The sequence below is a fragment of the Maribacter corallii genome (genome assembly GCF_047345415.1).
Lineage (GTDB): Bacteria > Bacteroidota > Bacteroidia > Flavobacteriales > Flavobacteriaceae > Maribacter_C.
Map to the genome: position 1 here is coordinate 15,405 of NZ_JBLFEP010000006.1, position 23,242 is coordinate 38,646.

A 23,242-nucleotide genomic window follows, 5' to 3' on the forward strand; every position below is an offset into this window, starting at 1 on the left:
TTTTGGGGCTCTTAGCTCAGTTGGTTCAGAGCACCTGCCTTACAAGCAGGGGGTCACTGGTTCGAATCCAGTAGGGCCCACACAGTAAATACAGGCCCTCACAGATGTGAGGGCTTTTTGGTTTCTAAACCTTGCACACTTTTTGCACACTTTTTGTTTTTTAATCAAACTTTAACTTTTGTACTATCATTCAATAGCATTAATCTATATTATTAATGACTGAAAGAGAAATATCCCAAAGGATAAAGACTTCGAATTCAAAATCCAGTTCCTTTGGAGTGCTGGTTCAATTTCCACCTGGACTACGTAAAGGGAAGGTAGAACTTCATATCATGGCTTTTTTAGCGTGGGTACAACATTGATGCCTATTTTGACCATTTGCTTTTTTGTTTACAATCGATATTATATAAAAAGAAATCAAGTGGGTATCAATTTTTGAAGAGACACGTAGACATTCTAAAAGAAATTGGTAGCAAACTTCTGATTCTTGATGAACACCGAAGACGTGAAGAGAATCGTGGAAAAGGCTTTGACCGGGACAGGGGTGTCCAAGGACACTGGGAAAGATAGAGCGTAACCATCGTTCGATGAAGAACATAGTCAAACTGGATAACTACTATCTGCCCGGCGAGTCGGAGGAGAGGGTTAAGGATTTATAATAAAAGGAGATACCACAATCCTTGGATAAGCTTACCCCATCTGACGTGTACTCTGGAAGGAGCGAAAGGATTTTGAAACAAAGAGAGTTGATTAAAGAAAAAGCCGTGTTCAAAAGAAGAAAAGAACATCAAAGACAATTATTGAAACCATAACTTAACTTTGGATTAGGTCAGTTCACATTAGTTTGAAGGCTTACGCTTGAGGAGCCTGGTGAAACTATTTGTAATAAGAGGAGCAGGTAAGTTTTGAAAAAGCCACTCGAATGCTGATAATTGTGTTGTCTCTAAAAAAGGACACCCCATCCACTGAGTGTCCTTAATAACCAGTTAATAATAACCAAAAACTCTTAACTCCTTAATCAACGTATTTCTTAGAATTAAATTGTATTTTCTTACGTAAATAGTGAGTATAATAAATATTAACCATAATAAAATACTCTTTAAAGCCTCTCTTTAACTAATTCATGCGAACTATCGACATTAAATTATGCACGGATTCCTGAATTTAAAAAGTTATATGATGTCAATTTTTTGGGCTATTTCTTTTAAGTATTAATACGTATCAATATGATGATAAGGGAAGAAATCAACAGGCAGCATACAGCAATCAGCACCTTCATTATATTCAATTTTGGTGACTTCATCCTAATTTTAATCAAACGCGAAACCTGTTGAGATTCTATAAACGAAAGCATAGACGACGATAACAAACATTATAAAACTGAACCAAGCAAAAAGTTTAAAGTATCTTTTCATCAAAAAGTGGCCTAAATTCTTGAACCCGTCGTGATATATTTCTTTGATAAGTAGTATTGTTTTCATAATTGGGACTTTAATTAGAAAGCAAATTTCGATTTATAAGTCCATTAAAAAGAATGAATCTGTTCAACTGGTCGATTTTTGTGTTGAAACTGACAAATGCTCGGTCAAAAGCTTTAATATCGGGTAACTTTAATTACCGTTCAAAACGGTTAATCTATATTCTAGACGGTATTATCCTGTTTCAACAGAAATGTACGTCTGTTTATGCCAAAATTGTTGGTAGTAAAAGAGGATAGTCAAATACCTTTTAGGGGGCAAGTGAAATTATCCATTGGATACTTTGGTTTACTGCGACGATTTGAAGTTGAGATTGACTAGAAATTTAGCCGATAGACAAAATAAAACGTACGTATTCAGTTAATATTAACAAATTCCCAAAGTTAATAGCAACTGGCAGAAAATTACCGACTTAAAAGAACCTAGAGATGGAAATTTAAGTTGTAAATCAAGCTGTAACAGGGTTTGTTAGGTTGCCTCCCTATGTTCAATCCAACCCTGCTTAGGAACTTTATACCCAGAAAGTGATAAAATCAATTTTCCAGTAGGAATATGCTTCAGGAAGTCCCCCGTCTTGTTACGTTCCAAGCAAAAACTACTAATAGGTTCTAGAACACTTATTCTTTGTACGACGCTGGCCTCACGAATTCGGTTTATACCTATCTCCTTGAACAGTGCGCGCAAATGTCTCCTATTATGGTTGTGCTGTGTCATTTGTTTGGGATGCATTCCGTAAAACCCTAACGTTGTTAAAGTTAGTTAAGAACTTACTTTTTGGATTGTTCTTATTGAAGTAACCCAATAATTATTAATTGAGCAAATTAGACCAGACCAATGACCAATTACTTCGATTTGGGGAATACATAAAGGGTATGTGCAGTGGTTTTTAATATATATCTTTCTAAAATCAGAGGTGTGTAAATCTAATTCAATACAAAATGTGAATAGTAGAGGTTAAGTTGTTTCTCCATATTGCAGGGCAAAGTTGCCAAATAAGATGTATACGAGATTTTGTCTTCGTGGATTTGTGAGTACTTAAACCGCCATAATTATGAGTGACAAGGTTACCATCCGAACTGATAATTATAAAGAGTTCTTTGCCCCACTTAATCTGAACATATAGCGTCCTGGTAATACCTGCCGATATAAAAACGTGAGGCAAGCGTTCCAATAGATAAGTCAAAACGCTTGTTTAAGTGCGAAAGTGAGTTTCTCTACTCTTGACTCATTCGCACCATGTAGCCATTGTATCATTTCGTGGTAGGTCTTTTGCAACGTTGACGGGCTTGACCTTATATTTAATGCCACTACATGCTATGAACTCTAGTAGCGCTCATGATAAGATCAGGTTTGGAATTATTTGTGTTATGGTGACTCACCGTTACGCCGGTTTACCTTGAGAATAACATATAAGTAATACCTGTATAGTATCAGTTTCATTCATACTGATTGAAAGTCGTCTCCATGTGCTTTGGTTGATTTACTCCAAGTTTTAAAGTAAGATTTTACCTTAGAACATATCATAAAGTAGTTACTAACTAATGATATTTTATGACTTTATTACGAAGTTTTGAAGGTCATTTGTTGTCGTTATCTACATTATCTTCTAGTTCATCTACAAAATATTGGTTTTCACAACATAAAATTTTAACAAGATAAAGCTTAATATATCTTTGAATCATACTTACTTATACTTTGTTATATGTTTTCGACGTCCCAAAAACTATACAGAAATGAATGAAGTATTTTTCGTTCATTCTGTATCAGCATCTGTTTTAGACCCTAGGCCATCAATTACTACGAGCGCCTTGCCAAAGGCTTCTTTGCCGAAACCTTCTGTTAATACGCATTCTGATGTACCTATTGATTTTCACTTTAATCATGAGGTAGGAGAATTTATTTCCAAATATCTAATGCGTTACAATTTAAATGATATAAAGCTTTTCAATACTAGAAGTAGTGATGAAATTATTTTCAATGCCGCATCCAAAACGAAAGTTATTGTCAATTTCAAAAGAATTAACGACTATCGAAAAGTCAATAGATTTTTTGAGGACATGAATAGCTTACTTCAAACAGATGACTTATTCATCTCAAATATAGAAACTCACACAAAGAGAAAAGAACGAATATTAAAAAATATTCCAAGTCCGTTCAAAGGTCTTTATTATGGTATCGACTTCATCTTTCATCGAATTATCCCCAAATTAAATTATTTAAAGAAGCTGTACTTTAAGCAAACTAAAGGATATGGACGTGTATTGACTAAGGCCGAAGCTTACGGGCGACTTTATTCATGCGGTTTTGAAATAATAGAAGATGTACTAATTGATGGCCAACTTCACTTTGTCGCTAAGAAAAGATCGGCTCCTTGTTATGACTACAAACCAACATATGGTCCTTTAATCAAACTTAAAAGAGTTGGAAAAGGCGGTAAGATGATTCATGTTTTCAAAATACGTACGATGCACCCATACGCCGAGTATTTACAGGAATATCTATATAACAAAAACAGTTTAAACCCAGGTGGAAAAATAAAGGATGATTTCAGAATTTCAAAATTAGGAAGAACGTTTCGAAAGTACTGGATTGACGAAATACCAATGTTGTTGAATTTTTTTAGGGGAGAATTAAAACTAGTGGGTATTAGGCCATTAAGTGAACATTACTTTGGATTGTACCCCGAAACACTTCAATTAAAAAGGGCTAAGTTCAGACCAGGTATTTTCCCCCCATTTTACGCGGATATGCCAAAAACACTGGATGAAATTGTGGCGTCTGAAGAGAAATACTTGGACCAATATATGAAAAACCCCATGCTCACGGACCTAAAGTATTTTTTTATGATCTTTCAAAATATTGTTTTTAAAGGAAAAAGAAGTGCATAACATCGTTTTACGAAAAATAAGAACCAGTTAAATGGAGCATGAAGATTTAGATAATCAGGAGCATTCAATTATCAAGGACTTATTGGAGAAATACGTTTACCATTGGAAATTATTCCTCGTATTTTTTCTTTTAAGTTTTCTTTTTGCTTTTTTCTATTTGAGATACACTCAAAAGACCTATAACATAAGTGCCAGTATATTGATAAGAGTGGAAAATGATGGTATTTTTTCAGAGTTGTCAGCACTAGAGGATTTATCGATTTTTAAAAATAAAAATCAAGAAGTGGAGAATGAGATTGAAATTTTAAAATCAAGACCACTCATCGAAAATGTTGTAAAAGCCTTAAACTTAAATGTAACATATTTCACGAAGACCAAATACACAAAGCGTATTGTTGAAGTTACTGAGGGAATTCCTTTAGAAGTCACATTCTTTGATGAGTCTAAATATGAGAAAAGCGAAAACTTCATTGTTAGGGTGAATTCCGAGAAAGAGTTTGATCTCTTGAACAAAGAAGGTACTTTTTTGAGTAGTCATATCATTGGTGATACTCTTACAACTGACTTTGGAAGCTTTCGACTAACCGTACGGAAAGAGTTTCTTCAAGAATATTTGGGAAAACCTATTTATGTTAAACTTAGCTCACTGGCTACTGCAGTCGAAAGTTATAAATCGAAGTTGAACATTGGTATTAATGATCCAAAATCCACGGTTGTTATATTATCTATCGAAACAAAAGCGAGAGAAAGAGCTAAACTATTTCTAAAGAGTTTGATTGACGAATACAACAAAAATATTGTTGACGATAAAAATGAAATCATACAAAATACATCAAATTTTATAACTGAACGACTCGATATTATTAACAAAGAACTAGTTGAACTAGAAGGCAATCTCCAGTCTTTTAAGATAAACAACAACCTAACCAATCTTAAGACAGAGGCATCTTTGATTTTAGAGAATGCGTCTGCTAATGAGCAGACAATGATCAATAATGCGGTTCAACAAGAGTTGGTCGAATTAGTTCTGGATTTTCTAAAGAACAAAAAAGGAGACTTATTGCCCGCAACTTTGGGTTTTGATGATAGTACTGTAGCAGACCTGATAGTAAATTATAACGATATTGCCGTAGAGAGAAATCGTATTACGAAGAGTTCTGGGGGTAAAAATCCAGTATTACTAGCTCTTAATGAAAAGTTGGTTGTCCAAGAAAATAGCTTAATTCAGAGTTTGAATAATTTACAAATCACGCTGCGCTCACAATATGATGGCCTTAAAGCTATAGATGCCGGCTTTAACTCTGAAAAAGTAGGGATTCCTAATAAGGAACGAAAATTAAGGGAGATTGAACGGCAACAGCAGATAAAGGAAACACTATTTCTTTATTTATTACAGAAAAGTGAAGAGGCGTCAATTTCGTTGGCCGCCTCTGCTACCAATGCCAAGCTGGTAGAACGGCCTTTCACATCGCACACCCCAGTAAGCCCTAAAAAGAACAAAACGTACATTTCAGCTTTTCTGGCCGGTTTGTTATTGCCAATAGTACTTTTACTCATAAAAGATACCTTAGATACCAAGGTTCACGACCTTAAAAATCTTAGAAGGGTGCTTCCTCTTCCCTTTTTAGGGGATATTCCCAGTTCTAAAGAAGTAGGAAAAATACAGGATTTAGGGGAAGACCGTTCGGATGTTGCGGAATCCTTTAGGTTGCTTGATATTAATCTGAACTTCTTGTTGACCAATATCGAAAATGAAAGCAAAACTATTTTGGTCACTTCTACTAGAAAAGGGGAAGGAAAATCTTTTGTAGCGAGTAATCTAGCCATTACACTGGCGAGATCAGAGAAAAAGGTTGCCCTATTGGAAATGGATTTAAGGTCACCTATGATACGATCTCATCTAAGAATTAAAGCAAAAACTGGACTAACTGATTACATCAGAGATGTTGATCTGAAAATTTCGGATATCACTACTACAATGAAAGGCTTAGACAATCTTGATGTAATTACATCTGGTTCAACGCCTCCTAACCCCGCAGAACTTCTTAAAAGTAATAGGGTCAAAAATCTGTTTGTTAAGTTGAAGGAGGAGTATGCGTACATTATTATCGATACACCGCCAGTAAGTTTGGTTGCAGACACGCTGCTTTTAAGTGCTTATGCGGATTTATGCGCTTATGTAATACGATTCAACTACTCTGATAAACGGATGTTGGATATTCCAAAAACACTACACCAAGAAAAGCGTTTTAACAATATGGCTTTGTTGGTCAATGATGTAGATTATAAAAAGACCTATGGTTACGGATACGGGTATGGTTACGGATATGGGTATGGCACCAAGAAAAAGAAGAAATCCTTATTTAGTAAAAACTGAACTTTTGTCGTCAAGTTAATTCTGCTCGATTTCATGTACTAGTTTATGGATCAATTGTGCTGTATGAAGTTCTCTTCCTTCCTTCGTTAAATGATAGACATTGTCAAAGAAAAGTTCTTCTCTATACGTGAAATCTTCGAGCTCACTGATCATTTTTATCTGCATCTGTTCTTTGAATTCGATATGAAGCTGCTTCAGCTCGCGCTCATTGATTATAAACTCCGTACTCGCATACGGACTATAGGTAAAAAGCACTTTAATACCCTTTGATGTCGCAAATTTTTGAAAATTATTCAAGGCCTTGATTTCCTTTTCTTTGTTGGCCTTGATTACATATCTACTACCCAATACACCAGGTGAGCTCATTTCAAGATGTTTTATACCATCTCCGTACTTATTAAAATCATTTCTGGTATAGGCGGCGGCTCCTTGGGTCATGTATTCTGACACCAGTTTTTTATACAACATATGACGGTATGCAAAAAACCGTCTGAAAGTTGATCTGTTTTTTGGCTCATAATATTCTAAAGCTCGTGAGTTATAATAAGATGCCAATCTGTGCAAGTTTTCGTCACCTTTTACATCCATAAAATATTCAACGGAAAGCAATACAACATCTCCCTTTTTGGCTACATCCCTAAGTTCGTTCAATATAAAATTGAGTCCGAGATGCGCTCGTAATCCTAAGTTGGCAACAGGTATCTTCAGCGCTTTTTCCAGTTTCTCACTGTCTACACCAAATATGAGATTTGAGCCACCAGCAAGAATTAGCTTGGGAGCGCTTATTTCATCAATTCTTTGATGTTTATCGATCATGGCCGCCATAAACTCGTTGGTCGATTCCTTTTTTCCGTCTAACACGGGAAGGGCAAGCGCTATGGTAAATACCATAGCAAAAAACAAACCTACTTTTACGATAAATCTTCTCATTTAGAATTGAAAATAAATAAATTGTTCTTCTTCACCTGAATAATAACATATAATACCGACCAATAGGCTATAGGCCACCCATCTGCCATAGGTGGGAATGCTAGAGTTGATATGCTCAATAGCGTATTCATATTTTCTGCCAAACCACTCCAGTATCATAAATAAGGACAATAGGGCCAGTATTTTTTTTGGAAATATTTCAGGGTATGTTACTATTGAGGGGGAGAAGGTTTCGCCCAAAAAAGCTAGAGCATGAGAAATATTTTCCGCTCTGAAAAAAACCCATGCTAGCACGGTCAACCAGAACGTAATGAGCATTCCCAATAATTCCTTTACCGACGGGAAATGACCCTTGTTAGCAACTATGCCAAGATTCCTCCTGTTTTTGTTCGACAATAACAGAGGCAGAAAGTAGATAGCATTTAGTGCACCCCAAGCAATGAATGTCCAATTGGCACCATGCCAAAAACCACTCACTATGAAAATAATGAAAGTGTTTCGTATTTTCATCCAAATACCTCCTCTACTTCCTCCTAAAGGAATATATAGATAATCCCTGAACCATGTAGAAAGGGAAATATGCCAGCGTCTCCAAAATTCGGCAATATCCCTTGAGAAATAAGGGAATGCAAAATTACGGTTTAAATGAAATCCAAATAATCTAGACGTTCCTATTGCTATATCTGAATAGCCTGAAAAATCGCCATAAATTTGAAATGTAAAGAATAATGCCCCCAGTATTAAAGTACTTCCTGAATATATCTCAGAGTTATTGAAAATTGTATTTGCATATGTAGCACAAGTGTCCGCAATAACTATTTTTTTAAAGAGACCCCAAAGTATTTGACGTAATCCATCCGTCGCATTTTCGTAAACGAATTCCCTTTTTTTGTAAAATTGTGGCAATAGATTAGTAGCGCGTTCTATAGGTCCGGCAACCAATTGCGGAAAAAAACAGACAAATGCGGCGAAAGCCACAAAATCTTTGGTGGGTTGCAACTTTTTCCGGTATACATCAATAGAATAACTAAGTGTTTGAAAGGTATAAAAACTAATTCCCACTGGTAAAATTATATTCAAGGTATTGGACTGAATATCATTTCCTAAAAAAGAAAATGCGGTCACGAAGTTTTCCAAAAAGAAATTATAGTACTTAAAGAAACCCAATAGTCCAAGATTTACAATGATGCTTGTTCCTAGCAGGAGCTTTCTATGCTGTTTTTCCTGATATTTGGATAAACCGACACCAACCCAATAATCTACAACGGTACTGAATAGAATTAGAGATAAAAATTTCCAATCCCACCAGGCATAAAAAAAATAGCTGGCCAACACAATAACACAATTCTGTAGCCTGATATTTTTTTTCGTAATAGACCAATAGATGACAAAAACTATGGGTAAGAAAACAGCAAAATCCAAAGAATTAAAAATCACAACTTAAGCTTTTACAAAAAAATGTTTCTTGACTACGTTCTTTACATTCTGCAGAACCAACTCTTTGCTCCATAGCACCATATTATTGCTCCATCTTTGTGGATGAAAGGTGAACATTACTTTTTTTGGAAAGCAATTTGATTCAATAGTGGCCATAATATCAAAAGTGGTACGGTAGCTATGTTTCATATTCGTTTGCACCCTGTCGCGTACACTAACGTTATTCCCGTCCCATTTTCTTCCTGTATCCGTGATGTAAAAAACGGTGTTGTAGTCCACATCAAAATAGGGCTCGGCAATAATACCGTAATCTTGGTATTTATAATCGTTCCACAAATCTTTGGAATCGTATTTGGACATAGGACTTCCGTGCATGCAAATAGTGGAGACGGGTACAAGTGCTCTTAGTTTATCAAGGTTTTTTTCAAAATCTTGGATGCCCCTTTCAAAATCACCTCCGGTCGTAGTAAGGCACTCATAATGGTATCCTATTTCATGTCCCAAACTTGAAATTTCCAAAATAATCTCCTTATCCCAACTTTCTGGTACTGCCCTGAAGTAGTAGGTTCCTTTAATTCCTAAGTCCGACTGGATGTGTGCAAATGTCAAAGAATTATGTGGTAAAAGGTCAACATCATGACGCAATACAACAGTTCGTTCTCCTTGAAATTTGACAAACTCCTCAAAGGTTTTAAAGGTATAGTTTTTATCCATTAGGGATAGGAGAAGTTCTTCGTATGTATTTACTGTAAAATCCATTACTTAAAATTGTACTGATAATTTGGGTTCTGTATCATGGTTTCTTTACTTTCAGGATAGTTTTCTACAAACCATACCAGTAGAGCGGTGATGTCTATTTTGTCAGCTAACAATTTTTCACGTCTATCTTTAAATGTATTTTCAAAGTTTTGGGTAGCCTCTAGTTCCAATATTTTATTAAACACCCCTTCTTCAGACTGAAAATTAAACACAAGTCCATATTTCTCTTGATCTTCATTATAGGCCCTGCGAATAGAGTTGATGTAAATTGCAGGTGTTCCCAAAACCCCGGACTCTGCGGCCATGGTTGCGCCTTCCCCAATAAAAAACTCTGCTCCTGACAAAACTTCGTGCATCTGTTCTGGGGCAATTTTTATCTGGTAGGGTTTATATTTTTCTGGAAGAACTCCCTCAGAAGTAATGAAAACTTGATACTTCTCCGATAGGTAATTGATAATCTTGCTTTTTTCCTCGTCCGAAATACCGCCGTGTCCTTTGTCGTGTGATGCATTCCATGAGACAAACCTCAAGATGATGTATTTTTTATATGGTTCCAATCCAAGAATTCTTGTGGCATTTCCCTTTGGACTAAAATACTTCGGGTGCAAATATGCTAATTCATGATACGATTGGTATCTAATTTGATTTTCCCCTAAATCTTCGTAAAGCACATCGGGTGTTAGAACGGCACCTGTAAAGGGGAGATATAATTTCATTTGTTCCCAATTGCCCGAGTCCTCCAATGATATATGAGGTTTTCGAAGTATGGCCGCTGCGTGAGATGCGTAGGGCGAGCCATGGCTCATAAATACATCGGGCTTGAACTTTAAGCCTTGTATGATCGATAAAAGGTCAAATTTAAGCAACCCGAACAATTTGCCTATGGTGGTATTGAACTTGCTCCCAAAGGATTTAAACGTAAAACCTTCTGCTTTCAGCAATTCTATTTCAAACTCCTTTTGTCTGCATGTGAATAGGAACTCATGTCCTTTTCGTTGCATTTCCTTTGCAAAGTTTTTGAACAGATGTACATGCCCGGGGTGTCCTATATCTATTAAAATTTTCATGTAGATTTTTTCAAGATTTGTACCGCTTTCTTCCCAATTTCAAAAAGGATCGGTTTGGCCACATAGGTATATCTTCCGTATTCCACCAATTCTCCACCAAATTTTGATTTAAACTCTCTGACGCCATAGCTTTCGTCCGGTTTGCCGGCACCCATAAAATCAAATCTTGGGATATTGTTTTTGTTCGCATAGTCCATCGCAGCCCAAGTGGCCAAAATGCTTGGGTATACGTTTTTGAACGCACCATCTTTACCACAAACAAACCATTCATAGATTACCTTTCTATCGAGTATAGGAGCGACTATGCCCCCAACGACTTCCCCTTGGTATTGAATAAGTAAAAACTTGGCGGCTTTACGGAGCCATAGCTTTTCAAAAAAATCAAAACCAGGTAATGGGGTTTTTACTTTTGTTCGATATAGGTTTTGTAGAATAGCATAATATGACGCTATTTGCTCTATGTTCTGGGCCTCCATGATTTCTGCACCGGCGGCAATACTTTTTTTCACCTGTCTTAGCTTGCTTTTGCTCATTCGCTTTCGCATTAGGATTTCATCAGTACAATTCAAATGAAAGTTCAAATGCGAGTGATAGGTAAAGCCTGTTTTTTTAAAAATATGGTGGTATGGCCGATAATCGTTGAGGTTTCTGAATTCAATATAAATAACCTTGTTTTTTAATGCTGCAATCAATTGTAGGAACATTTCGACCGCATCGTTCTCCTCTATTTCCTCGGAAAAAATCGGGCCGCCATAAATAATGGCCCTGCTGGTAAAGTTTGATTTGATTCCTTTTTCTTTTTGGATAATCCCAGAAAGTAACGCAACTAGTCTATCCATTTTTCGCAAGGTATAAGTGAATGTCTCTATGTTGGCAGCTTTAAAAAATTGAATTGCCCCAGGGGTTTGGAAATAATTGCTGGTTCTTGCCTGTAACATCCGTATCCATTCACTATCAGAGACGGTATTGTAATCGGTTTCAATTTGTATCCGTTCTTTTATCATGTAATAGTGCTATAAATTGTGACTAATTTTTCTGCTATTAAAGCTGAACTTAAATGTGATATTTTGGTTCTCCCTGTGGTTTTTTCAGTCACCTTCAACGCTTTTTCCAACTTGTTGGAGATGTCTTGTTCATGGGAATCTGTGATGAAACACCCGTCTGTATCGCCAATTACCTGTTTCACGTCACCAACATCCACCGCGACTATTTTACAATTACAAGCCATGGCCTCCTTTATAACATTTGGAGAGCCTTCCCATAAGCTTGTAAGTAGCACCACGTCCGCTGCATTGAAATAAGCTGGCATTAACAGGTTCGGAATATCCGTTAAGGTGTGAAGTTCTGCGGAAATGGATGAATCTATAGATCTAAATCCTTTCTCAGCCAATGGATAGTTTTTTTCCCTTCGTTTTGGATTGGCTGCGAACAGCACATGTTTCTTGGTTGTATCCCATCCTGTCACTTTTAATGCCTGCTCCCTTGAAATGGGCTTAAACTTGCTGAAATCCACTCCGTTGGGTACTACACTGACATTGGACAGCTTAACCGAAGCTTTCATGTCTTCAGATTTTACTATTACTTTTTTCCAGAAAATATTTTTAAATATTCTAATGATGTATTTTAATAAGGGTGATGCTTTTACATCGCTTCCCATTAAGGATACTACCATTGGTTTTGCTCCGGCCAATGCAGCCGCAAAAGCACTGAGGGAATAGTGAGCATGTACAATATCAGAGGGGTTATCCTTTAAATAATTACGGAGTATGAAAATATACTTCAAGTAACCTTTGATTCCTTTTTCCTTAATGGTGAAAAAAGTGATTTTATGGCCTATCTCTTGTAAAGAAATACCCTGATTATATACTATTGGAGATATACCTTCTTTAGTATTTCCGCTACTTACAAAAAGTATATTCATGTTTTCTTGTTTTAGGAAATACGCTTCAAGTTGGTCTCTATTGTTTGTCCTTTATCTTTTATTAGAAATGAGGCAATACTATCGGCGTATGCTTTTTCTATTTCCAACTTTTCTTCAACAAAAGTCCATTTATTATTTATTTTGGTAAAATATCCTTTTGAGTAAGGAATGCCCGCCGTGCCAAAATAGAGGGATTGAAATTCGATGAGATAAAACTCTTCTCCATCATATGCTATATCCATGGAAGTATGAGGGATATCCATTTTTTTAAAAAGGGTCCATGCATAGTCAAATAGCCCATCGGGTGCCTCTGCTTCCAATCCATAGAAGTAATTGTCATAGCCACCACCACTTGCCTTTATTCCTCGACCATTAAGAATGGGACGTTTGAAGATGTACAGTTTTTCACCAAAAAAGTACACTTTCCAATCATTGACCAAGTTTGGGATAAGTTCTTGCAGTATGAATTTCTGACGGTATAAGGATTCTCTTATATATCCTTTATGGCGCAGTGATCGTATGTAATCGCGTAGATCGCTTTTTAAGTTTCTTCTACTTATTTTTTTTACCTTTTTAATTAATTCTTGTTCATTCTTTACTAGAGCTACTCCCGTACCCGATGCCCCCGCCGATGCTTTAAACACAACAGGAAACGTGATATCACTCAATTTCATTTTTAAATCTTTCAAAGAACCGAAAACCGTGGAGTTCACATTAGTGGTTATGCCCAAATAATCTCTGGTCATTTCCATGAATACTTTGTTATTGTTCATCTTAAGATGGCGGTAACTGGGTACTACGTTCGCTCCCGACAGTTCTAGTGCGTATATGAGGTCTTCGATGTATGATTTGTACTGATAGCCTATGTCTTCTGAAGAAGTATAAATAATATCCTTGTCCTTAAAGGAACCGTGCTTCAAATCAATTTCATTAAGGAATTTATATTCAATTTGAATGCCTAGCTCCAAAAAGTATTTGGACAGTTTGTTTTTGTCCATTCCACTTCTATAGGGGATATCAAAATGCTTTGACCCGAATTTTGATTTATAGTCTAACAATGCAAGTAGTGTTTTCATGCGATTTTGAGTTTTGTAGTGATTTTTTCATCTTGTAGGTTATAGAGAATTGCCAAGGACATTAATAGCGTATCCCTTTCTTTTTCAGGGGTGAAGTCCGAAAGATTGGCTAACCTGTTTGATAATTCTTTGTCATCAAAAAGAGGGGTTTTATGAAAGAGCGATTGTAGTACCACCCTATAATGTTGTACTCCTGAAACAATGCCTAGGTTATCCAAATAGGTTTTCTTGACTTTTCTTTTCAGTCGCTTTTGAATGAAGGGCAAAATGATATTCAAACGATGTAACGGACTTCTAACATCTCTTGGAGTATAGCCTTTTCCTGTAAGTTGTTGGTAAATGGTGGTATTCGTTTTTCGGATGATATCAGCATAGATGTATTGTCCTTTAACCCTTTTCAAAGGATTCTTAGTAAAAAAGTCATTATTGGCACCGGCATATTTGGATTCAAGCAAAGCTTTGACGAAATCAAAATCCAAAAAAGGAGTTCTAACATTAAGGTATTGCTGCTGAGACATAACCCATTGTCCAAAAAACTTTCTGAATATCTCTTCGAAAACGAACACATAGAATTGTTGGTTTAAGGAAATATTTTGTGGTAACCCTTCTTTGTAAGCTATAACTTCCTCTATCAGTTCGTCAAGTTCTGTCTCAAATTCTTGCTTGTTTAATACCTCCAGTGTTTTGGAGTTTTTAAGTCTAACTCTAAGTTCCGTTTTGGTGTTGATTTTAAAAACATCCGTTAGCGCTTGTGAAGTAACTGCTCCAGCAGTGTGTAAAGCCCTGAAGAGCTCACTGCCACATACTCCAGATATCAAATAATTGGATTTTCTACTTATTTCTTTGGCGCTGAAGGGAAAATGAGCATATAAAAATCCATTGCCTAAACAACCTGAGGTTGTAAATGCATTGGCACTTTTAGCATATGCTTCTTGAATATATTCGGTAGTACCCAGATTAAAATATTCATAGGGTATACTAAGGGATTTCGCATTATTTTTTGGTATGGTCACATCATCGTTCGCGGGTCTCCCAAAAGAAAAAGTAGAAAAATTCTTTTGAAGATAACTAGCACAGCTTACCAAAGTTCTTCCATCGAAACCACTGGTGAATGCGATGTGAAAATGCTCATCCGGAAAATAGGATGCCGTTGTACCTATAAACAAATTACTGAGTTGATTTGCCGTTTTTGCTTTTTTACAATTCTTGTAGAAGTTGATGACCTCAAAGTGATTTTGAATTGTAGCGTCTTGACCCTGCAGTTTTATGAAACTGTTACAGGGCAGAAGTTTAATTTCTTTGTACTTGGTTCTATTGAAGAATCCGTAGTTAAAAAGCAGGTTTTCAAGAATAAACTTTTTATCAATTTGTAAAGAACCCTGAGCGTGTTGTTCAATCCAATGATATGATGTGCCTATTAGTTTTTTGTCATTCGTAATGTAAATTGGCAACAGGCTAAAAAAGCTTTGGTATATTTTTATGCGCTCACTGTCGATAACAACTATGTAGAAATTACCCTTTAGTTTTGGAATATCCTCATCTTGAGTAGTGAAAAGCAGTTCTTTGGAGTCTATTAAATCACCAAAAACAAGATATCTTTTTTCTTCGTTCTGAAAATCGGAATACACGTCATTTCTGGTGTAAATGCACCATTGATCGGCCAGTTCTATCACATTATCAGAAAGATATTTGGATTCTATCGTACTATGTATTATTAAAAAATCGTTCATGGTGTACTATTAAAAAAGACCGCGATTAGAGAGTTTGAAAACATTCCATGCTAGAATTGCTAGAAAGATAAAGCTGAGGTAAACGAACCAATGTTTCTCTTTTTCTTGATATTTTGTGGTGATACCATCTGACATAAAAACAATCAAGAAAGGCAGTGCCAATATTTGAAAACGGTCTTGAAAGGATATCCCCGAAAAAGCCAGGATCATTATATACAAGACGGCAAAACTCGCCGGAAATATAGCGGTTGCCTTCCGCAGTTTTATAAATCGCAACAATCCTAAAAAAACGAAAAAGTACATGATGTTTCGTATAATTTCATTCTGAAAATGGGCATAGATACCTAACTGTCGTTCTTCAAAGTCCAACAGGGATGGGAAAGGTGTTATGATTGCACCGGATACCAATAAAGGTGCTATCAATGCAGTAGTATAACTTATTCCCCTATCTTTTGAAGCCTTGTCGAGTTCGTTTCCAAATTGTTCTGAGCTAGACTCTATGGCACTTTCAATGTGTTTATCCATAGAGAGTTCATAAGTGACGAACAAGCTTCCCAGAATTAGGATCAAAGTGATAAAACCAGCAAAAACCCTATAGTTTTTGTTTTTGGTCTTGTAAAAGACAATTTGTAATAAAACGCATCCTAGCAGTAAAGGCACAAGCACGGTTCTGAAAAAGAAAATAGAACCAAAAAGTAGCAACATCGTAATGGTATTGGGAATCCGAAATGCATTTGTTTTGATTATCCGTGTTGTGTAGTAGGCAATATTCGCAATCAGAAAGATCAGAAGGGTCTCTTTTAAGAGCATACCTGTAAACCACAATAACGGAGGCATCAGCATGGTAAGTATTCCAGCAACCCTGGCCTGTTTTTCACCATAGGCGAATTGGGTGATCTGATAAACTCTTAAAACCGTAAAACTGGCCAGTATCGCGTTACTGATTTTTACCGCCGTAACACTTTTTCCAAAAATGGTATAAATGAATCCGATGTAAATAGAAAATCCATAGTCCGCTTCGTTCTTCCAAAAGTATGACAGCGCCTGAAAAACATTTCTGCCCTCATTTAATGCATCAGCAACTATGACTCCAGAATAATGATAGTTCCAAGCATCTGATGCAGCTATTTCAAAAGGGAGGTTATTGGGGTCATATTCCATTGTCAAAATATACATCGCGGCAACTGCGATTAACCTGTACAATAAGCTGTGAAAGAAAAGTCTAGTCTTGAAATCACTACAATTCCTCCAGGCATTTATATATCCCCTAACTCCTAGAAAGAAAAAGAGTATTATTGCAAAGCCTACTAATAATATCGGTAATGGCATAATGTAGTTTGGAAAAAAAACAATATGGCACAGCAACACAAGTATTGTGAAAAAGAGCGCTATTTGGGTATGTTTTTTACTCCAACTCATAATGTATTTTGTAGTGCTGTTCAGCGATATTTATATCATATCGTTCCTTGAATAGCTTTTTGGCACTTGTTGCCAGTGCTCTTTTTTTGTTGTGCGATAGTTGAATGAATTTTGTTAATGTGTTTTTAAAAGAGGTTACTTCAAAATTATTGGCAATAAGTCCAGTTGCGGTACTAACAATATCAGGCATACCGCCTGCGGGAGTGGTAATGATTGGAACCCCCATTGACATTGCTTCTAGGGCGACAATGGGCATTCCCTCTTGTATCGAACTTATGACCAGAGCATCTGCTTCTGTGAGTAAATCAGCTGCGTTACACATGGGGCCAGCTAAAAAAACATTGGAAGCGTTAATTTCTTTTAATTCTTGAGTAAGTACTTTGTCCGTGGGGCGACCTGCTTGAATGCACATAGCATCAGGGTATTCTTCGGCCAATGCCTTAAAACTTAATGCTAGTAGTTTATAGTTTTTGTTGTCACTGATGTTGCCAATGGCCAAAAAACGAAAACCTTCTTTTGGGGAAATGTCAAATCCATTCCAAATTTTTTTTATTTCTTCATTTTTTCTTTGAATAACATGTGACTTTATACCATTAGCCACTGTTGCGACTCGCAGTTTTGGAAATTCTTCTTCTATCGATTTTGCTATAGTACGTGATAATGCAACATGTAGTATGTTATTGTTTAGACGTCGTAGTTTGTATACAATTGCCAATACGTTTTTCCAGTTGTCGAAACTGCTATGTATGGTATGTATATACTTTATTTTTCTTTTAAAAAACGATAGTGCAAAAACATAGTAAAAAGGATTATGTAAATGCACATGAATTACGAATGGGGCTATCTTATTGATTAATTTATTTAGCTGCCACAGCTGGTTTGGGTTGTACTTGGGTTTCCAATCCAATTCAACGTGACCAATTTCCGAACGCAACGCTGCTTTATAGTTTTCGTGATCATCGGTACATCGGAGAGAAACAATAGTCACTTTGCAATATTCAACTTGTTTGTTTGCAAGTTGGACCACAAAGTTCTCTGCTCCTCCAATATTCAAGGTCGATATAATATGAACTACATTCATTCTAAACTCGTTTGCCATAAACCCAGCTATCCACTACTTGATGACCAGTAGTGTTATAAAAAACCTCGAATCCATTTGCTTCTAAAAAATGAGTCATCTTTTCTTTTATTTGACGTTTGTCCTCAAATAGAAAATCATGACATGAGACAGCGATGTGTTTGGTGATTTTTATCGCATTTCGCATACCGTCAATCATGGGTAGTTCGGAGCCTTCAATATTCGCTTTTAAAAAGTCGATTTTTTCAATTTTTTTGATTTCAACCAGGTGATCAAGGGTGATACCATCTACTTTTATACCCTTAGCATTTGTGTTTACCGCATCTACTTGATAGCTATCGCTTTCTTCGATCCATACGTCTTGATTGTGGTCGGTAATGGCGATATGAAGGTTTTCTGAATTTTCAATTTTGTTTTTAGAACACAGCTCTACTAATTTTTCATGACTGGCTTTACTTGCCTCGATGGAATAGATTTTTCCTTCTTTTTGAATATGTTCGTTAAAAAAGAGAGTTTCTGTACCGATACCGGCGCCTACATCTAATATTACATCACCCTTTTTGGGTACGTAATGTTTACATGCTATCTTCTTTATTCCATTATACAATTTGGTTTTACTGAAGTAGAAATAGGGTTCTTTCACCATATATAAATGGCTTCCATTACTTTTAAGCCAGTACATGTCATGTTCTGAATCGTATTCTATAGTATTGGTTTTTTGAATAAGTATTCTACTCACAAAGCTTAAAAACAATGCTTTCTGTCTCTTTTTTGGAAGCAATGCCACTATTGCATTTACAATTGATTCCGTAGTTTTTCGTATGAACCTTTTCATGGTTATTATGCTATAGGGTCGTTGGTTATATTTTGTTTAAAATGATTCTTTTAATTTCAAACAGTTCTTGAAACTTCATAGTATAGGCGATGCTTATGTAAAATATGGCACACAATGCTACCCCGGTTACCAGTTGAACTGGCATGCTGGGTATAAAAAAACAGATGAAAAAACTGGGGATAACAGCGAAACTGGCGGCAATGGCGTAAGGAGATAGGTCTGCTAACTGCTTTAAAGCACCATACTTAACATATGTTCCAGTATAGTATGAATTGATAAAGAAGCTAAGACAAGAAACGCTTATATAGCCAACGGTCATAGCAACTAAACCAAACTTGTAAGTAATTAGAATCGCTATGACGGTGAATATATTTTTTAGCATTTCCAGTTTTAGAAATAGATCTGATCTTCCTTTGGCATTTAAATAATTAAGGTTGATGTATTGCATAGGATGAAATAAAATATCCAAACAAAGAATTTGCAAAAGCAATACGGTTGGCAGCCATTTTTGAGTAAGCAGAACTAGAATGAGGGGTTTTGCAAAAAATAAAAGCCATAGTATCACTGGAAAAAGAACAAATCCAGTAAGCTTTGTACTTCTTACCAAAACATGTTTTGCCTTTTCATTATTATCGATCACTTTTACCATTAGGGGAAAAGTCACACTTTGCAATATATTGCCAACTAAGGTTCCAGGAACTTGCTTAAATAAGGAGGCTCGAGTATAGTATCCCAATTCCTCAGCTTTGTAAACTTTACCGATAATGATGATAAAGAGGTTTCTGAAAAATATCTTTAAAAGTTCTGATAGCATCAGCTTTGAACCAAAAGAGAAAAGTGCCTTAAACGAAGCCTTACTAAAAACAATTGAAGGAGTCCATCTATTTAAAAACCAATATAATAGGGAAGCCAATATGCCTCTAGATAAGGTATGATATACCAAAGCCCACACACCATGATCGTTAAAAGCGGCATAAATGCCTATAATCCCACCAACAACCGAAGATATAATATGCGCTATTGCTTGTATCCGAAAGTCTATTTTTTTTGACAACATTGCCTTATGTACTACTGTTGTAGACAGGATAATAATGTTAAGAGAGACCACCTTTATAAGGTCAATAAGCAAAGGTTCCTGATAAAAAACAGCAATGTAATCTGCTGTCAGGTAAAGAATGAAGTATAGAAGGAAGGCGACAACAATATTGAAAAACAGGATTGTAGAATAATCTACATTTGTGATATTCTTTTTTTGAACCAAAGCTGTATAAAAACCACTATCTACAAGACATTGCGAAATAGATATAAGTATGGTAATCATGCCTATCAGACCAAAATCTTCTGGAGAAAGTAAACGGGCCAGAACAATGCCTACGGAAAACTGTATGATCAAAGTTGAAAACTTGTCAATACTGCTCCATACGAGCCCTTTCTTCGTTTGATTTTCCAATGCCCCCATTATTATTTCATCTTAGGATACTTGTTGTAGCATACTGTTCGGTTGTAATAATGGATGATAGTCGCCCGTAAGCTTTGAAATTGAAGCATTTCTAATATCGTGCACTATTTCTATGGATTGTTTTGCATCTAATAGACCATACCCTTTTCCTTCAAGTATAGCCTCGTAACTTTTGTTGTGTAACTCGGTAAAACCAGAGCTGAACTCTATTTCTTCATTGTTTACACGAATAGATCTATACGTTCGTAGACCGGAAACCTTAATGTTATCTGGAATGTTATTGTAGTCAATGGATAAGAACCATCTTACCCGAGCTTTCTCAAATTCCAGATAGCCTGATGCACTTTCTTTATCTAATAAGTGTACTTTGTTTTGAGTGACTTTACCAAAAATCCAAGAAAGCATGTCGTAAAAGTGCACCCCTATATTGGTGGCAATACCTCCAGATTTTGAGATGTCACCCTTCCATGAATTATGATACCAATTTCCTCTAGAGGTCAAATAGGTCAGGTCGACTTCGTGAATTTTATCAGTAGGGCCGTTATCTATTTTTTTCTTTAGTGCAATGATACTTGGGTGCAATCGCAGTTGTAAAATGGAACTAACCTTTGTGTCGGACTCCTTTTCTATTTCTATCAAAGGATCAATATTCCATGGGTTGATTACAATAGGCTTTTCGCATATGGCATTGGTTCCTCTTCGCAAAGCCATTCGAATATGGGCATCGTGTAAATAGTTTGGCGTACATATACTTACGTAATCTAATTGAATATTTTTTCTCCTTTTCAGCTTTTCTATATGGCGATCAAAGCGTTCAAATTCTGTAAAAAAGTGAGTTTGAGGAAAGTAACTGTCCATGATGCCCACACTATCCGATTTATCCAAAGCCGCTAACAAAGAATTGTTCGTATATTTTATCGCCTGTATATGTCGAGGCGCTATATATCCTCCAACACCTATGATAGCAAAGTTCTTTTTGTCCATAATCTTAAGATTTGGTTACCTTATAATTGTTCAGCTTATACACTTCCAAGCTTTCTTCACAAACCGCGGTTCCGCTTTGGTCAAAGTCCAATCTGCATCCATATTCACTCATCCATCCGATTTGTCGGGCAGGATTGCCTATCATAAGTGCATAATCATTGACGGTTTTTGTTACTACCGCACCTGCGCCAATGAAAGCATATCTACCTATATCATGGCCACATACAATGGTTGCATTGGCACCAATAGTTGCACCTTGTCCAACATAAGTTTTGGCATATTGTCCTCTTCTATTTATGGCACTTCTTGGATTTGTTACGTTTGTAAACACACACGATGGCCCCAAAAACACATCATCTTCACATATGACTCCGGTATAAATGGAAACATTATTCTGAACTTTTACGTTTTTGCCTAGAACTACATGAGAAGAAATCATAACATTTTGACCGATATTACATCGTTCACCGATTTCTGCTTCTGACATAATATGTGAAAAATGCCAAATCTTGGTTCCCACACCTATAGAGGCACCTTCGTCCACAAAAGCTGTTTCGTGCACAAAGGGCGATTCGTTTTCTTTTGTTTTTATCGTATTGTTCATAACCATTTGATTAGTGAAACCGAGTGCTGCAAATGGTTTGCATTTCCTGGAGTATTATTGTCTATCGAAAATTTTCCAAGTGTCTGAAAACTCAATCGTAACTCGTATTCTATTTTTATGTTGAAACCAAAACCTACATTTAGCGTTTTGTTTATTCCACGATTAAATAAACTGGCTCCTGCTCCGGCCATAACGAAACCGGTGAACCAACTTCTTTTTGGATTGAGAAAGTAGTTCGATGTGTAATTTTTAAAGAGTATATCTAAGGAGTAGTAGCCAATATCAGATGAGTTGTCCTCACTGTTAATGGTTTTTCCTTCATTGAACTGGTTAATTGCAAAAAGGCTTTGTACACCATAATCATAATCGAATCTTTTTTCAACGGATGCGACTAATAACCGGGATACATTCCAGTTTTCTTGAATATTCAGGAGCTGTTTAAACCTGGTACCAGAATTATCTACAATGTTAAAACCGATACCGATAACCCATGGATCATGCTCTTGGGCTGTGGTAGAAATGGTTATAGTACAAAGTGTACTAAACATCAAGATTCTTATTTTTCTAGAAAATAGAAGAAGCATTATAAACTGTGTTTGGGGTAGTAATAGTACTACATAATATTTATGATAATACATTTATGTTGTGAAGTCTCTTGATTTTGTTGGGAAAGTGTAAGTTTTGAGTTGGAAAGTGTGGTTTTTAGTAAAAAATAATAGAAGAAATATCACCATGTGTACAAATAAATTAGTTGTAAAGGGGGCTTTTTTTTCTTGTTTTTTTGTAATTGTTAAGTACGAATTATTAATCCTCAGGTTTTGAAGGAAAGAGCATGCTAATAAAAAAATAGATGAAATATGAACGATGGCTTTCTTAAAACAAAAGATATAAAGTATTGGTAATCAATATTTAAGAATGCTTTAGATGAGTTAATTTGATTTTTAGAGTTTGTTTGTTTCCCTTCATATAAATTTCCGCCTTTGTATATGGGCTTTAAAAAGCGATAATATATGAACGAGAAGGAATTAATTTAAGTAAGTTAAAAAGCACAGATAAATTTCCTATATAAGAGATCTACTTAGTAAGGTAAAACCTTCTTTAATTATCTAAAAAACTGAAATACTATTCGGTTGTACACATCAACTTAAGCTATTAACACAACACATTATCGATGAAATACAACAATTTTTAACAAGAATA

At 36.0% G+C, this 23,242-nt stretch carries 18 protein-coding genes and 1 tRNA gene; 3 read left to right on the forward strand and 16 right to left on the reverse strand.

Annotated features, from left to right (window positions below; translation table 11 throughout):
- Positions 1-5: 5 nt before the first annotated feature.
- A tRNA-Val gene (locus ACKWCA_RS19975) sits at positions 6-80 on the forward strand.
- A gap of 1,230 nt (positions 81-1,310) precedes the next feature.
- On the opposite strand, the gene ACKWCA_RS19980 is transcribed toward ACKWCA_RS19975, so the two are convergent.
- The gene (locus ACKWCA_RS19980) at positions 1,311-1,481 is read right to left on the reverse strand and encodes a DUF6747 family protein (protein ID WP_413980010.1); all 171 of its coding nucleotides are present in this window, start codon (positions 1,479-1,481) and stop codon (positions 1,311-1,313) included.
- A 1,730-nt stretch (positions 1,482-3,211) separates the two neighbouring features.
- Here ACKWCA_RS19980 and ACKWCA_RS19985 point away from each other — a divergent pair.
- On the forward strand, positions 3,212-4,366 hold the full coding sequence (locus ACKWCA_RS19985; protein ID WP_413980011.1) for a sugar transferase: 1,155 nt from the start codon (positions 3,212-3,214) through the stop codon (positions 4,364-4,366).
- A 31-nt stretch (positions 4,367-4,397) separates the two neighbouring features.
- Positions 4,398-6,743, forward strand: a complete 2,346-nt coding sequence (locus ACKWCA_RS19990) for a GumC family protein (protein WP_413980012.1) — start codon at positions 4,398-4,400, stop codon at positions 6,741-6,743.
- Positions 6,744-6,758: 15 nt separating this feature from the next.
- Here the strand turns inward: ACKWCA_RS19990 and ACKWCA_RS19995 are convergent, their stop codons facing one another.
- The 15 genes from ACKWCA_RS19995 to ACKWCA_RS20065 form a co-directional block, all read right to left on the reverse strand.
- Complete coding sequence (locus ACKWCA_RS19995; RefSeq protein WP_413980013.1) at positions 6,759-7,673, reverse strand: hypothetical protein; 915 nt, start codon at positions 7,671-7,673, stop codon at positions 6,759-6,761.
- The gene (locus ACKWCA_RS20000; protein ID WP_413980014.1) at positions 7,674-9,110 is read right to left on the reverse strand and encodes an MBOAT family O-acyltransferase; all 1,437 of its coding nucleotides are present in this window, start codon (positions 9,108-9,110) and stop codon (positions 7,674-7,676) included.
- 3 nt (positions 9,111-9,113) lie between these two features.
- On the reverse strand, positions 9,114-9,869 hold the full coding sequence (locus ACKWCA_RS20005) for a hypothetical protein (RefSeq protein ID WP_413980015.1): 756 nt from the start codon (positions 9,867-9,869) through the stop codon (positions 9,114-9,116).
- Complete coding sequence (locus ACKWCA_RS20010; RefSeq protein ID WP_413980016.1) at positions 9,869-10,936, reverse strand: DUF354 domain-containing protein; 1,068 nt, start codon at positions 10,934-10,936, stop codon at positions 9,869-9,871. Before ACKWCA_RS20010 ends, ACKWCA_RS20005 begins: the two co-directional genes overlap by 1 nt.
- Positions 10,933-11,940: a lipid II:glycine glycyltransferase FemX gene (locus ACKWCA_RS20015; RefSeq protein WP_413980017.1), complete on the reverse strand. Its 1,008-nt coding sequence runs from the start codon at positions 11,938-11,940 to the stop codon at positions 10,933-10,935. The genes ACKWCA_RS20010 and ACKWCA_RS20015 overlap by 4 nt, the downstream gene beginning before the upstream one ends.
- Entirely contained in the window at positions 11,937-12,857 is a 921-nt protein-coding gene (locus ACKWCA_RS20020; protein ID WP_413980018.1) for a glycosyltransferase family 4 protein, read from the reverse strand. The genes ACKWCA_RS20015 and ACKWCA_RS20020 overlap by 4 nt, the downstream gene beginning before the upstream one ends.
- 11 nt (positions 12,858-12,868) lie before the next feature.
- The gene (locus ACKWCA_RS20025) at positions 12,869-13,933 is read right to left on the reverse strand and encodes an ATP-grasp domain-containing protein (protein ID WP_413980019.1); all 1,065 of its coding nucleotides are present in this window, start codon (positions 13,931-13,933) and stop codon (positions 12,869-12,871) included.
- A complete protein-coding gene (locus ACKWCA_RS20030; RefSeq protein ID WP_413980020.1) occupies positions 13,930-15,663 on the reverse strand; it encodes a hypothetical protein in 1,734 nt (577 codons plus the stop codon). Before ACKWCA_RS20030 ends, ACKWCA_RS20025 begins: the two co-directional genes overlap by 4 nt.
- A gap of 9 nt (positions 15,664-15,672) precedes the next feature.
- A complete protein-coding gene (locus ACKWCA_RS20035; protein WP_413980021.1) occupies positions 15,673-16,992 on the reverse strand; it encodes a hypothetical protein in 1,320 nt (439 codons plus the stop codon).
- Positions 16,993-17,068: 76 nt separating this feature from the next.
- The gene (locus ACKWCA_RS20040) at positions 17,069-18,181 is read right to left on the reverse strand and encodes a glycosyltransferase family 4 protein (RefSeq protein ID WP_413980022.1); all 1,113 of its coding nucleotides are present in this window, start codon (positions 18,179-18,181) and stop codon (positions 17,069-17,071) included.
- Complete coding sequence (locus tag ACKWCA_RS20045; RefSeq protein ID WP_413980023.1) at positions 18,165-18,995, reverse strand: FkbM family methyltransferase; 831 nt, start codon at positions 18,993-18,995, stop codon at positions 18,165-18,167. The genes ACKWCA_RS20040 and ACKWCA_RS20045 overlap by 17 nt, the downstream gene beginning before the upstream one ends.
- Before the next feature lie 25 nt (positions 18,996-19,020).
- On the reverse strand, positions 19,021-20,454 hold the full coding sequence (locus tag ACKWCA_RS20050) for a lipopolysaccharide biosynthesis protein (protein WP_413980024.1): 1,434 nt from the start codon (positions 20,452-20,454) through the stop codon (positions 19,021-19,023).
- Between the two features lie 12 nt (positions 20,455-20,466).
- On the reverse strand, positions 20,467-21,438 hold the full coding sequence (locus ACKWCA_RS20055) for a Gfo/Idh/MocA family protein (protein ID WP_413980025.1): 972 nt from the start codon (positions 21,436-21,438) through the stop codon (positions 20,467-20,469).
- Between the two features lie 4 nt (positions 21,439-21,442).
- On the reverse strand, positions 21,443-22,042 hold the full coding sequence (locus tag ACKWCA_RS20060) for an acyltransferase (RefSeq protein WP_413980026.1): 600 nt from the start codon (positions 22,040-22,042) through the stop codon (positions 21,443-21,445).
- Positions 22,039-22,590 (reverse strand): hypothetical protein, encoded by a 552-nt coding sequence (locus ACKWCA_RS20065; RefSeq protein ID WP_413980027.1) that lies wholly within the window; start codon positions 22,588-22,590, stop codon positions 22,039-22,041. The genes ACKWCA_RS20060 and ACKWCA_RS20065 overlap by 4 nt, the downstream gene beginning before the upstream one ends.
- Positions 22,591-23,242: the final 652 nt, after the last annotated feature.

What these genes read in the sequence shown, in the direction of transcription:
- ACKWCA_RS19980 (WP_413980010.1), bottom strand. Translation starts at nt 1,481, where the DNA reads ATGAAAACAATACTACTTATCAAAGAAATATATCACGACGGGTTCAAG.
- ACKWCA_RS19985 (WP_413980011.1), top strand. Translation starts at nt 3,212, where the DNA reads ATGAATGAAGTATTTTTCGTTCATTCTGTATCAGCATCTGTTTTAGAC.
- ACKWCA_RS19990 (WP_413980012.1), top strand. Translation starts at nt 4,398, where the DNA reads ATGGAGCATGAAGATTTAGATAATCAGGAGCATTCAATTATCAAGGAC.
- ACKWCA_RS19995 (WP_413980013.1), bottom strand. Translation starts at nt 7,673, where the DNA reads ATGAGAAGATTTATCGTAAAAGTAGGTTTGTTTTTTGCTATGGTATTT.
- ACKWCA_RS20005 (WP_413980015.1), bottom strand. Translation starts at nt 9,869, where the DNA reads ATGGATTTTACAGTAAATACATACGAAGAACTTCTCCTATCCCTAATG.
- ACKWCA_RS20010 (WP_413980016.1), bottom strand. Translation starts at nt 10,936, where the DNA reads ATGAAAATTTTAATAGATATAGGACACCCCGGGCATGTACATCTGTTC.
- ACKWCA_RS20015 (WP_413980017.1), bottom strand. Translation starts at nt 11,940, where the DNA reads ATGATAAAAGAACGGATACAAATTGAAACCGATTACAATACCGTCTCT.
- ACKWCA_RS20020 (WP_413980018.1), bottom strand. Translation starts at nt 12,857, where the DNA reads ATGAATATACTTTTTGTAAGTAGCGGAAATACTAAAGAAGGTATATCT.
- ACKWCA_RS20025 (WP_413980019.1), bottom strand. Translation starts at nt 13,933, where the DNA reads ATGAAAACACTACTTGCATTGTTAGACTATAAATCAAAATTCGGGTCA.
- ACKWCA_RS20030 (WP_413980020.1), bottom strand. Translation starts at nt 15,663, where the DNA reads ATGAACGATTTTTTAATAATACATAGTACGATAGAATCCAAATATCTT.
- ACKWCA_RS20035 (WP_413980021.1), bottom strand. Translation starts at nt 16,992, where the DNA reads ATGCCATTACCGATATTATTAGTAGGCTTTGCAATAATACTCTTTTTC.
- ACKWCA_RS20040 (WP_413980022.1), bottom strand. Translation starts at nt 18,181, where the DNA reads ATGGCAAACGAGTTTAGAATGAATGTAGTTCATATTATATCGACCTTG.
- ACKWCA_RS20045 (WP_413980023.1), bottom strand. Translation starts at nt 18,995, where the DNA reads ATGAAAAGGTTCATACGAAAAACTACGGAATCAATTGTAAATGCAATA.
- ACKWCA_RS20050 (WP_413980024.1), bottom strand. Translation starts at nt 20,454, where the DNA reads ATGGGGGCATTGGAAAATCAAACGAAGAAAGGGCTCGTATGGAGCAGT.
- ACKWCA_RS20055 (WP_413980025.1), bottom strand. Translation starts at nt 21,438, where the DNA reads ATGGACAAAAAGAACTTTGCTATCATAGGTGTTGGAGGATATATAGCG.
- ACKWCA_RS20060 (WP_413980026.1), bottom strand. Translation starts at nt 22,042, where the DNA reads ATGAACAATACGATAAAAACAAAAGAAAACGAATCGCCCTTTGTGCAC.
- ACKWCA_RS20065 (WP_413980027.1), bottom strand. Translation starts at nt 22,590, where the DNA reads ATGTTTAGTACACTTTGTACTATAACCATTTCTACCACAGCCCAAGAG.